Origin of the sequence: Pseudomonas sp. GM49 (genome assembly GCF_000282355.1) — a bacterium.
Lineage (GTDB): Bacteria > Pseudomonadota > Gammaproteobacteria > Pseudomonadales > Pseudomonadaceae > Aquipseudomonas.
In genome coordinates, this window is record NZ_AKJL01000004.1 from 1 (window position 1) to 12,554 (window position 12,554).

The window sequence follows — 12,554 nt, forward strand, 5'->3', positions numbered from 1 at the left end:
TGCTGCCACGCCTGCGGCGCAAGCTCGGCGGGCCACCGATCAAGCGGGCCGCGCCCCGGGAAATGCAGCGTCTGGACCTGCAATTGCCCAAGACAGACCCGGCGTTGTCGGTGGAGTTTTACGTTCAGGCGCATCTTGCGGAGGATTCGGCACCGGTGCACTACGTGGAAAACAGCCTGGTCAATTCACTGTTTGGCCTGCTGTGTTGGCCAGCGATTTTCGCGCCGTTGCCGGGTGCCTTTTTTCACCCGTTCCAGCGCGGGCCGGTGGATTTGCTCAGTGAAGACTTCCATGACCGCCGGGCCGACCTGTTCCAGGCTTGCCTGGCCGAACTCGACGACGGGCGCTACCGGCAGACCATCCGCGAACGTTATGCCGCCAAGTGGGGCTTGCAGTCACCGTTCGTGTTCTGGAGCGTGCTCAGCGAAGAGTTGCTGGAGCAAGCCCTGGACTGTCTTCCGGCCGAGCACCTCAAACACTGGTTCAATCGCCTCTTGCTGGACATCAAGGCCAATCGCGCCGGCATGCCGGACCTGATCCAGTTCTGGCCGCAGCAAAAGACCTACCGCATGATCGAAGTCAAAGGCCCGGGCGATCGCCTGCAGGACAACCAGTTGCGTTGGCTGGAGTTCTGCCACGAACACCAGATGCCGATCGCCGTGTGCTACGTGCAATGGGCGGAGCAGGACGCTTGAGCTACAGCATTGCGGTGCGGGCGCTGTGTGAGTTCACCGCCAAGATCGGCGACCTCGATCTGCGCTTCACGCCGTCGCCTACCGCGCTGGAGGGCATTGTCGGGCACCGTACGGTGGCATCGCGGCGCAGCGAGGGCTACCAAAGCGAAGTCGTCCTTGAAGGCCAGTATCGAACCTTGACGGTCAAGGGCAGGGCGGACGGCTACGACTCCGGGCAAAACTGCCTGGAAGAGGTCAAGACCTACCGCGGCGATTTGAGCAAGCAACCGGCCAACCACCGTCAGCTGCATTGGGCCCAGGCGAAAATATACGGCTGGCTGATGTGCCGGAAACTGGATCTGGCAAAGATCAATCTCGCACTGGTGTATTTCGACATCGTCAGCGAAAAGGAGACCTGCCTGGTCGAGCCTTTCGACGCCACCGAGCTGCAACAATTCTTCGAACGGCATTGCGCGCGGTTCCTGCAATGGGCCGAACAGGAAGTCGCCCATCGAGAAGGGCGCAATCAGGCGGCGCAGCGTCTGGTCTTTCCCCACGCCGACTTTCGACCGGGGCAGCGCCATCTGGCCGAGTCGGTGTTCAAGGCTGTGAGCACGGGGCGCTGCCTGATGGCCCAGGCGCCCACGGGAATCGGCAAGACCCTGGGCACCTTGTTCCCCATGCTCAAGGCCCTGGCGCCGCAGCAATTGGACAAAGTGTTCTTCCTGACGGCGAAAACCCCGGGACGCAAACTGGCCCTGGACGCCGCGCAAGTGATTCTTGCCAGCGCCGATGCGCCGCCGTTGCGGGTGCTGGAGATGATCGCCCGGGACAAGGCCTGCGAACATCCGGACAAAGCCTGCCACGGCGAGTCCTGCCCACTGGCCCGGGGTTTCTACGATCGCCTGCCCGCTGCACGGCAGGCGGCCAGTCAACGGAGCCTGTTGAATCAGAGCGCCTTGCGCGAGGTCGCCCTGGTCCACGATGTTTGTCCGTATTACCTGAGCCAGGAAATGGCGCGCTGGGCCGACGTGGTGGTTGCCGACTACAACTATTACTTCGATTTCAGCGCCTTGTTGTTCGGTCTGGCCCAGGCCAACCACTGGAAAGTCGCGGTGCTGGTCGACGAAGCCCATAACCTGGTGGAGCGCGGCCGGCAGATGTACAGCGCCAGCCTCGATCAGGCGACCTTCAACGGCGTGCGCAAAACCGCCCCCGAAGTGCTGAAAAAGCCCATGCAGCGGGTCAACCGCGAGTGGAATGCCCTGCATGACACGCAAACCGGCGCCTATCAGGCCTATGACAAGGCGCCGGAAAAGCTCCTTCAGGCACTGTCATCGTGCAGCGCCAGCATCGGTGACTACCTGAACGATCACCCTCAAGGGCTGGACAGCGCACTGCAGGGGTTTTACTTCGACATGCTGCATTTTTGCCGGGTGGCCGAACTGTTCGATGAGCAGTTCCTGTTCGACATCAGCAAGCGCGACCTCGAGCGCAAGCGCAACCTCTCGCAGTTGTGCCTGCGCAATGTGGTCCCCGCCGGGTTCATCTGCCCGCGCCTGACCGCCGCGCGCAGCACGGTGCTGTTTTCCGCGACCCTCAGCCCCCGGCACTATTACGCCGATTTGCTGGGAACACCGGCGGATACGGTGTGCATCGACGTCGAGTCGCCGTTTCATGCCGATCAACTGCAAGTGCACATCGTCAACCAGATCTCCACCCGGTTCGTGCATCGCCAGTCCTCCCTCGAACCGATCGTGGACTTGATCGCCAGACAGTTCTGCGCACGCCCCGGCAATTACCTGGCGTTTTTCAGCAGCTTCGATTATTTGCAGCAGGTGGCGCAGTTACTCGCCGAGAAACATCCGCACATCAGTCTCTGGTCGCAGTCCCGAGGCATGGGCGAAGCGCAACGCCAGGACTTCCTCGACAGGTTCACCGAAGACGGCGAGGGCGTCGGCTTTGCGGTGCTCGGCGGTGCGTTCGGCGAAGGCATCGACTTGCCCGGCGCGCGGTTGATCGGTGCGTTCATCGCCACCCTGGGGCTGGCACAACTGAACCCGGTCAACGAGCAGTTGAAACAGCGCATGGCCGCGATTTTCGGCGCTGGCTACGATTACACCTACCTGTTTCCCGGCGTACAAAAAGTGGTTCAGGCCGCGGGACGAGTGATCCGCAACCAGCAGGACGAAGGGGTGGTGATGTTGATCGATGACCGTTTTGGTGAGCACAAGGTCAGGCAATTGCTGCCGCGCTGGTGGTCGATTTCGACGTCGTTTTTTCGCTCTGTGCCGTAGGAATCTTTACCTTAAAAAACATATACATACCTTGATTGAAACAACGAGTTGAACAATCGGCGCGAGCACGCTTTATTGAAAGGGCTGGATATCACAACCCAATTCTTTGATAAGGAAATCAAGGTATGTCAGAAGCACCGAAATACAACTATTCCTCAGACGACGTGAGCAAGGCGTTCGACGAGATCTTCCCTGCGCTCTTCGCCGGCAAAACTGCTGAAACCATACCCAAGTTGCTGATCACTGCCGGAGTGGAGGGCTCGGGCAAGACTTACTTGCTGGAAAAGAGCTTGCTGCCATCCGGGAATTACGGGAACTACATTCGACTGTACCTGCCCGAACATCGAAAAAAACACCCGCATTACGCCGATATGATCAAGCTCGGCGTTTTGCACGCCTACGAACATTCAGAAGCGTTTGCCAGGGAACTCGGTTCGAAAATCTTCGCCAACGCGCTTTCTCAAAAATACAACATCATCATGGAGTGCGCGTTCGATGATATCGGTTTTGCGGGATTGGCAAAATTTGTTCCCGGTTATCAACTCGAAGTCCATGTCGTGGGCTGTAATCATGCGTTCGCCCATCTGTCCAGCATCAAAAGAGCATTCTCCAGCCTGCAAAAGCAGGAGATGGAACGGTTTGTCAGCTATTCGAGACTTGAGTCGAGCATCAGTAACGCCCCGGCGGTTCTCGTTGCGTTCGAGTTCATCGCAAAGGCAGTGAGCGGCTCGCAAATCTTCTTGTACGAGCGTGGTCTGGGCACGCTGAGCGAACGGGTACTGCGCGCTCAAAGCATCTATACCCTGGACGCAAATGGAAAGCTGAACGAAGCTTCAACGATGCAGCCATATGCGTACAGCGCCTATGACACAATCCTCAGGAGGTCCGTCTATTCGATGGAGGAGCGTGACGAGATGGTCAGGGAATGTCATCTACAGCTACTTAAAACCAGCCAATATGACAAACAGGTTCCTGATTTTGTCTACAACGACCTTTACTCCTATATCACCAAATACGTGTATCGCTAAGCCGGAATTGCCGGTTATGAAGCAAACTGCCGGAGTAGTGGCTTTCCAAATTGGCAGTTTGTCTCATACTCCAGAAAAACAATCATGATGCGAGAACTCAATGAGCGAGGATCGAAGCAGGCCGAATGCCGTTGAGGACAAGCGCTTTCGCCTGTTGATCGATGCGGTGATCGACTACGCGATCTACATGATTGATCCCGATGGCATCATCACCAGTTGGAATGCCGGCGCCAAACGCTTCAAGGGCTACGAGGAAGCGGAGATTCTCGGCCAGCATTTCTCGCGTTTCTATACCGATGAAGATCGCCGTGCCGGCATGCCCCAGCGGGCGCTGGACACGGCCATTCGCGAAGGGCGGTTCGAGGGAGAAGGCTGGCGGGTGCGCAAGGACGGTACACATTTCTGGTGCCATGTGGTCATCGATCCGATCCTCGACCCGTCGGGTACATTACTGGGGTTCGCCAAGATCACCCGGGACCTGACCGATCGCAAAATGGCCGAGGAAATCCTCAAGCAAAGCGAACAGCAGTTCCGCCTGCTGGTGCAGAGCGTTACAGATTATGCGATCTATATGCTTTCGCCGGATGGACGCGTAAGCAACTGGAATCCTGGCGCCCAGCGCATCAAGGGTTACTTGCCGGAAGAAGTCATTGGCCAGCATTTTTCGATGTTCTATACCCCGGAGGATCGCGAGGCCCGCGAGCCACAAAGGACGCTGGACATCGCCGTTCGTGAAGGGCGCTTTGAAAACAAGGGCTGGAGGATGCGCAAGGACGGTACGCGGTTCCTCGCCCATGTCATTGTCGATCCGATCTGGGGCGAAACCGGCGCCTTGCTCGGTTTTGCCAAGATTACTCGCGATATTACTGAAGTCACGCAAGCGCAGCAGTCGCTGGAGCAAACCCGGGAGGCCTTGTTCCAGGCGCAGAAAATGCAGGCCATCGGCCAGCTCAGCGGCGGGATCGCTCACGACTTCAACAACCTGCTGACGGTCATCCTCGGCAATCTGGAGATCGTGCGCAAACGAGTGACGGACGATCCAAAGATAACCCGCTTGATCGACAACGCCACCCAGGGTGCCTTGCGCGGTGTTTCCCTGACCCAGCGCATGTTGGCATTTGCCCGACGTCAGGAGCTCAAGTCCGAACCGGTGCGGATACCGGCATTGGTAGAAGGTATTTCCGGGCTACTGCGTAGCTCCCTCGGGCCTTCGGTGAAAATTGAAACGCGCTTTCCCGAGGATCTTGAGCCGGTGATGGCGGACATCAATCAGCTGGAGCTGGCCATACTGAACCTGGCAACCAACGCCCGTGACGCCATGCCCCATGGCGGGACAATCATCTTCAGTGCCAGAGTCGATGAAGTCACCGACAGCAGCGCCTCATCCCTGGCCGCGGGGCGCTATGTTTGCCTGAACATTGCCGATACCGGCGAGGGCATGGATGGGACCACGTTGGCCTCGGCGATGGACCCGTTCTTTACCACCAAGGGCGTCGGTAAAGGCACGGGCCTGGGGTTGTCGATGGTTCACGGTTTTATTGAACAACTGGGCGGACGGTTCATTCTCAAAAGCCAGAAGGAGCAGGGCACGACCGCCGAACTCTGGTTGCCGGTCGCCACCAGTGGTGCGGCCATCCAACCGGTCGCCCAAGCGCTGGCTGTGACAGTGCCTCGCCTGTGCGTACTGGTGGTGGACGACGACAGCCTGGTGTTGACCAGCACCAGCCTGCTGCTCGAGGACCTCGGACACCGGGTCATCAGTGCGGTTTCCGGTGCCAGGGCGCTGGAATTGTTCAGCAATGAACCGGAGATCGATCTGGTCATCACCGACATGGCCATGCCACAGATGAGTGGCGCGCAACTGGCCAATGCCATCCGGAACATTCGACCTGGCGTGCCGATCATCCTCGCTACCGGTTATGCCGAACGGCTGGAGGGCTTTGCCGCCAATCTGCCACGCTTGTCGAAACCTTTTACCCAGCTCAACCTGGTGGAAATCATTGCCTTGGCGATGAAGTGACACGACGACTGTGCCGCCCCTGGCGGACCAGCATCGGCCGGGTGCCATCCCTGCGGAACCGGACCGAGTGAATACCAACCGAATGCAGGTTGAGGGTTTCCCCTCAACCATAGAGTCTCCCGCAAGGGGATTGCCTTTGACTTGAGGGGGTATCAGGCCCTGAGATTGCGCAAACTGCGCTCCATCCGCGCAATGCCTTCTTCCAGCAGCGACCGTGGGCAACCGAAATTCAGGCGCACGAACTGCTTGCAGTCATCGCCGAAGTCCAGGCCGGCGCTCAAGCCGACCCTGGCCTGATCAAGGAAGAACTGCTGCGGGTTGTCCAGCCCCAGCGCCGTGCAATCGAGCCACGCCAGGTAGGTGCTTTGCGGCAGGTTCATGGTGATACCCGGCAGGCGGGTGCGCACGGCCTCAACCAGGAAATCACGGTTGCCTTGCAGGTAGACCTTCAGCTCGGCCAGCCATGGCGCGGCTTCGCTGTAGGCAACGCGGGTAGCTTCCATGCCCAGCGGATTGACGCTGTCGACCATGCCGCAACGGGCGTGGTTGACCTTCTCGCGCAGGTGGCGGTCCTGGATGATCATGAACGAGGTTTTCAGGCCGGCGATGTTGTAGGCCTTGCTCGCTGACATCAGTGTGATGGTGCGCTGGGCGACTTGCGGGCTCAGGGTCGCCATCGGAATGTGCTGGCGACCGTCGAAGCACAGCTCGGCGTGGATCTCGTCGGAAATGATCCAGGCATCATGCTCAAGGCAAATGTCGGCAATGGCTTGCAGTTCTGCGCGGGGAAAGGCCTTGCCCAGCGGGTTATGCGGGTTGCTCAGCAGCAAGGCGCCGCCACCTTGCAACGACTGGCTCAGGGTATCCAGCGGCGTGGTGTAGGTGCCATCGGCTTGCGCATCGAAATTCAGCTCGACCTTGTTCAGGCCCCAATGCCCGGGCGCATGGCGCAGTGGCGGGTAGTTCGGCACCTGGACAACGACGTTCTGTGGCGCCTGCACCAGTGCCTTCAGCGCCATGTTGAAACCGGACTCGACGCCCGGCAGGAAAATCAGCTCCTGGGGCTCGACGCGCCAGGCGTACTTGTTCCATAGGTCGGCGACGATCGCCTCGCGCAGGTCATCCTGGGCCACGCTGTAACCGACCATCGGGTGCTCCAGTCGTTTTTGCAGGGCCTGGATGATCACCGGCGGCGCGGCGAAATCCATGTCGGCGACCCACATCGGCAACACATCGGCCGGGTAACGGCTCCATTTGGTACTGCCGGTGTTATGGCGGTCGAACACCTGATCAAAATCGAAAGTCATGCGCAAATCTCGTAAAGGCCGGTTAATCATGCCGGCCATGATAAACGCCAATCCCCTGTAGGAGCGAGCTTGCTCGCGATGGTGTATCAGTTGAGTGAGCGTCGACTGACACTCCATCGCGAGCAAGCTCGCTCCTACAGGGGGGGTGGTGGGCCGACGGTCGGGTTTCATCGCAGATTCGACAGCATTGACTACAGTTTGTAGTGTCGGCAGCCAGACTGCCGCGACCGTGGTTGTTAAAAAGCCCGGCCATGTACCGGGTTCCACCTGATCAGGAGTGCACGATGGATCTCAGCCGTCGTCAGTTCTTCAAGGTCGCCGGTATCGGCCTTGCAGGCTCTAGCCTGGGCGCGTTGGGCATGGCCCCGACGCTTGCCTTTGCCGAACAGGTGCGTCACTTCAAGCTTGCCCACACCCATGAAACCCGCAACACCTGCCCGTATTGCTCGGTCGGTTGCGGCGTGATCATGTACAGCCAGGGCGATACGGCGAAGAATGTCGCGCAAAACATCATCCACATCGAAGGTGATGCCGACCACCCGGTCAACCGCGGCACCCTTTGCCCCAAAGGCGCAGGCCTGCTGGACTTCATTCACAGCCCCGGACGCCTGCAATACCCGCAGGTGCGCAAAGCCGGCGGTACAGAGTGGACCCGCATCTCCTGGGATGAAGCGCTCGATCGCGTCGCCGACCTGATGAAGGCCGACCGCGATGCCAACTTCATCGAGAAGAACGCCCAGGGCCAAACGGTGAACCGCTGGCTGACCACCGGTTTCCTCGCGGCCTCGGCGGCGTCCAACGAAGCCGGCTACATCACCCACAAGGTGGTTCGCAGTCTCGGCATGCTGGGGTTTGATAACCAGGCGCGTGTCTGACACGGCCCGACGGTGGCAAGTCTTGCCCCGACGTACGGCCGTGGAGCCATGACCAATACCTGGACTGATATCGCCAACGCGAATCTGGTTCTGGTGATGGGCGGCAACGCAGCAGAAGCGCATCCGTGCGGCTTCAAATGGGTGACCGAAGCCAAGGCGCACAACAAGGCGCGCCTGATCGTGGTCGATCCGCGTTTTACCCGGACCGCCTCGGTGGCCGACTATTACGCGCCGATCCGCACCGGCACCGACATCGCCTTCATGGGCGGGCTGATCAATTACCTGCTGACCGAGGACAAGATCCAGCACGAATACGTGCGCAACTACACCGACGTGTCGTTCATCGTCAAAGCCGGCTATGGCTTCGAGGACGGAATCTTCAGCGGCTACGACGTCGCCAAGCGTGCCTACACCGACAGGTCCGGCTGGGGCTATGAACTCGGTGAAGACGGTTTTGCCAAAGTCGACCCGACCCTGCAGGACCCGCGCTGCGTCTATCAATTGATGAAGCAGCACTACAGCCGCTACAACATCGAACTGGCGAGCCAGATTTGCGGCATGCCGGTCGATGCCATGAAAAAAATCTGGGAGGAGATCGCTACTTGCTCGCAACCAGGCAAGACCATGACCATTCTCTACGCCCTGGGCTGGACCCAGCACTCGGTCGGGTCGCAGATGATCCGCAGTGCGGCGATGGTGCAACTGTTGCTGGGTAACGTTGGCATGCCGGGCGGCGGCGTGAATGCCTTGCGCGGGCACTCCAATATTCAGGGGCTGACCGATTTGGGCCTGTTGTCCAACTCGCTGCCGGGATACCTCACGCTACCCGGCGAAGCCGAGCAGGATTACACCGCCTACATCGTCAAGCGCACGCAAAAACCATTGCGCCCTGGGCAACTGTCTTACTGGCAGAACTACGGCAAGTTCCACGTCAGCCTGATGAAAGCCTGGTACGGCGCCAACGCCACGGCCGAGAACAACTGGGCCTACGACTACCTGCCGAAACTGGACATTCCCCAATACGACATCCTCAAGGTGTTTGACTTGATGGGCCAGGGCAAGGTCAACGGCTACATGTGCCAGGGCTTCAACCCGATTGCCGCGCTGCCGGACAAACACCGGGTGACCGCGGCGCTGGCCAAACTGAAGTGGCTGGTGGTGATGGACCCGCTCGCCACCGAAACCTCGGAGTTCTGGCGCAATGTCGGGCCGTACAACGATGTGAAAAGCGCCGATATCCAGACCGAAGTGATTCGCCTGCCCACCACCTGTTTTGCCGAGGAGGACGGCTCGCTGGTCAACAGCAGTCGCTGGCTGCAATGGCACTGGAAAGGCGCCGATGGGCCGGGTGAAGCGCAGACCGACATACGGATCATGAGCGAACTGTTCCAGCGTCTGCGTCAGCGCTATCAGACCGAAGGCGGGAAGTACCCTGACCCGATACTCAAGTTGTCCTGGCCGTACAAGATCCCGGACGAGCCTTCGCCGGAAGAGCTGGCCAAGGAAATCAATGGCTCTGCCACCACCGACTTCACCGATGCCACGGGCGCGGCGATCAAGGCCAATGCGCAACTGGCCGGCTTCGCCCAGCTCAAGGACGACGGCAGCACGGCGTCCGGTTGCTGGATTTTCTGCGGCAGTTGGACCGAACTGGGCAACCAGATGGCCCGTCGCGACAACAACGATCCATTCGGCATGCATCAGCATCAGGGCTGGGCCTGGGCCTGGCCGGCCAACCGGCGGATTCTCTACAACCGCGCTTCGGCCGACCTGCAGGGCAAGCCGTGGGATCCGAAAAAACGCCTGGTGTGGTGGAACGGCAAGACCTGGGGCGGCACCGATGTGCCGGACTACAAGGCTGATGTGGCGCCGGAAGCGGGGATGAATCCGTTCATCATGAACCCCGAAGGCGTGGCGCGATTCTTCGCCGTCGACAAGATGAACGAAGGCCCGTTCCCTGAACACTACGAGCCGTTCGAAACGCCGATCGGCATCAACCCGCTGCACCCGCAAAACAAGAAAGCCACCAGCAACCCGGCGGCGCGGATCTTCGATTCGGTCTGGGATTCCCTTGGCGTGGCCAAGGAATACCCCTACGCCGCCACCAGTTACCGGCTGACCGAGCACTTCCACTTCTGGAGCAAGCATTGCAAGCTCAACGCGATCGCACAGCCCGAGCAGTTCGTGGAAATCGGTGAGGTGCTGGCCAAGGAAAAAGGCATCGTCGCCGGCGACCGGGTACGGGTCAGCAGCAAGCGTGGCTTCATTGAGGCGGTGGCGGTGGTGACCAAGCGGATTCGTCCGTTGCAGGTCAACAATCAGGTGGTGCACCAGATCGGCATTCCGCTGCACTGGGGGTTCACCGGGCTCACGCGACACGGTTACCTGACCAACACCCTGGTGCCGTTCCTCGGCGATGGCAACACCCAGACCCCGGAATCCAAGTCATTCCTGGTCAACGTGGAGAAAGTCTAAATGGCCAGCCAAGACATCATTGCCCGCTCGGCCACTACCACACCTGCGCCCTCGGTGCGCGGCATGGAGGAAGTCGCCAAGCTGATCGACACCACCAAATGCATCGGCTGCAAGGCCTGCCAGGTCGCCTGCTCGGAATGGAACGAGTTGCGTGACGAGGTCGGCCATAACCATGGCACCTACGACAACCCGCAGGATCTCACCGCAGAAACCTGGACGCTGATGCGCTTCACCGAGCATGAAACCGATGCCGGCAACCTGGAATGGCTGATCCGCAAGGATGGCTGCATGCATTGCGCCGAACCCGGTTGCCTGGCGGCATGCCCCAGCCCGGGGGCGATCATCAAGCACGCCAATGGCATCGTTGATTTCGATCAGGATCATTGCATCGGTTGCGGCTATTGCATCACCGGTTGTCCGTTCAACATCCCGCGCATCTCGCAAAAGGATCACAAGGCCTACAAATGCACCTTGTGCTCGGACCGGGTAGCGGTGGGGCTGGAGCCGGCGTGCGTGAAGACCTGTCCGACCGGTGCCATCGTGTTCGGTTCCAAGGACGACATGAAGGAACACGCGGCCGAACGCATCGTCGACCTCAAGAGCCGGGGTTTTGAAAACGCCGGCCTGTACGACCCCGAAGGCGTCGGTGGCACTCACGTGATGTATGTGTTGCACCACGCCGATACACCAAGACTGTACGCCGGCTTGCCCGATCACCCGGCGATCAGTCCGTTGGTAGGACTGTGGAAAGGCGTGAGCAAACCGTTGGCGCTGCTGGCCATGGGCGCAGCGGTGCTGGCCGGGTTCTTCCACTACGTGCGCGTCGGCCCGCAGATCGTCGAAGAGGATGAACACCCGAACCCGCCGGACAATGCCGTGCATGAAGTCGATCCGTCGGTGCACACCTTCGATCCTCGTGGGGAGGGCAGGTCATGAGCAACAAGACGATCCTGCGCTACACCAGCAGCCAGCGCACCAATCACTGGCTGGTGGCGATTCTGTTCTTCATGGCCGGACTGTCCGGGCTGGCGTTGTTTCACCCGGCGCTGTTCTGGCTCAGCAACCTGTTTGGCGGCGGGCCATGGACGCGCATCCTGCATCCGTTCATGGGCGTGCTGATGTTCCTGCTGTTCCTCGGCCTGGTGTTTCGCTTTTGGCGCGCCAATTACTTCATCGCCAATGACCGCCTGTGGCTCAAGCGCATCGACCGGGTGATGCTGAACAAAGAGGAGGGCGTCCCGCCCATTGGCAAATACAACCCAGGGCAGAAGTTGCTGTTCTGGACTTTACTGCTGTGCATGCTTGGGTTGTTGGTCACTGGGCTGGTGATCTGGCGTGCGTATTTCAGCGATTACTTCGGCATCACGATTATCCGCTGGGCGATGTTGCTGCATGCGTTGGCCGCTTTTGTGCTGATCCTGAGCATCATCGTGCACATCTATGCCGGCATCTGGATCAAGGGCTCGGTCAGCGCCATGTTGCATGGCTGGGTCAGCCGCGGCTGGGCGAAGAAACACCATGAGCTCTGGTATCGCCAAGTGACTCAAGATGAGAACCGCGACGAAGCTCCTACGCGACCGATCACCAAAAAGGGCTGACATTTGCCAACCATCCTGGAACCTGGAGAAATCGAAGCGGCGGCCAGTTCGCCGCCGTTTCTGTACATGCCACCGCATAACCTGTTCAGCCTGCGCGCCCAGCGCCTGGAAACGCTGGCCGAAGGGCACCCGCTGGCCGATTACCTGCGCCTGATTGCCGGGTTGTGCCGGGTACAGCAACAGGTGCTGGACGACCCGCCGCTGAGCGAACGCCTCGACCGGCAGCGCATCGAGTTATGCCAGCAACACGGCTTGCCGCCGTTCGCGGCCGACAGTCTGG

General features: G+C 59.9%; 9 protein-coding genes. 8 read left to right on the forward strand and 1 reads right to left on the reverse strand.

The genetic code is table 11. The features are described 5' to 3' along the window. The 4 genes from PMI29_RS29010 to PMI29_RS28995 all read left to right on the forward strand — a co-directional run. A partial coding sequence (locus PMI29_RS29010; protein ID WP_033051863.1) for a VRR-NUC domain-containing protein occupies positions 1-695 on the forward strand: 695 nt, incomplete at its 5' end. Further along, positions 692-2,971: an ATP-dependent DNA helicase gene (locus PMI29_RS29005; protein WP_007993236.1), complete on the forward strand. Its 2,280-nt coding sequence runs from the start codon at positions 692-694 to the stop codon at positions 2,969-2,971. The genes PMI29_RS29010 and PMI29_RS29005, both read left to right, overlap by 4 nt. A 125-nt stretch (positions 2,972-3,096) precedes the next feature. Beyond that, positions 3,097-3,999, forward strand: a complete 903-nt coding sequence (locus tag PMI29_RS29000; protein ID WP_007993237.1) for a zeta toxin family protein — start codon at positions 3,097-3,099, stop codon at positions 3,997-3,999. Positions 4,000-4,099: 100 nt separating this feature from the next. After that, positions 4,100-6,019, forward strand: a complete 1,920-nt coding sequence (locus PMI29_RS28995; protein WP_007993239.1) for a hybrid sensor histidine kinase/response regulator — start codon at positions 4,100-4,102, stop codon at positions 6,017-6,019. Positions 6,020-6,171: 152 nt separating this feature from the next. On the opposite strand, the gene PMI29_RS28990 is transcribed toward PMI29_RS28995, so the two are convergent. Continuing rightward, positions 6,172-7,326: a MalY/PatB family protein gene (locus PMI29_RS28990; protein ID WP_033051865.1), complete on the reverse strand. Its 1,155-nt coding sequence runs from the start codon at positions 7,324-7,326 to the stop codon at positions 6,172-6,174. Positions 7,327-7,610: 284 nt separating this feature from the next. Here PMI29_RS28990 and fdnG point away from each other — a divergent pair, with 284 nt between their 5' ends. From fdnG to fdhE, 4 genes are all read left to right on the forward strand, one after another. Next, positions 7,611-10,676 carry a formate dehydrogenase-N subunit alpha gene (gene fdnG / locus PMI29_RS28980; protein WP_157221335.1) on the forward strand — a complete coding sequence of 1,022 codons (3,066 nt, stop codon included), beginning with the start codon at positions 7,611-7,613 and terminating at the stop codon, positions 10,674-10,676. Beyond that, a complete protein-coding gene (gene fdxH, locus PMI29_RS28975; protein ID WP_007993245.1) occupies positions 10,677-11,612 on the forward strand; it encodes a formate dehydrogenase subunit beta in 936 nt (311 codons plus the stop codon). Beyond that, positions 11,609-12,274 (forward strand): formate dehydrogenase subunit gamma, encoded by a 666-nt coding sequence (locus PMI29_RS28970; protein WP_007993247.1) that lies wholly within the window; start codon positions 11,609-11,611, stop codon positions 12,272-12,274. Before fdxH ends, PMI29_RS28970 begins: the two co-directional genes overlap by 4 nt. A 3-nt stretch (positions 12,275-12,277) precedes the next feature. Further along, positions 12,278-12,554, forward strand: a 277-nt coding sequence (gene fdhE, locus PMI29_RS28965; RefSeq protein WP_007993249.1) for a formate dehydrogenase accessory protein FdhE domain-containing protein, incomplete at its 3' end; no start/stop codon positions are given.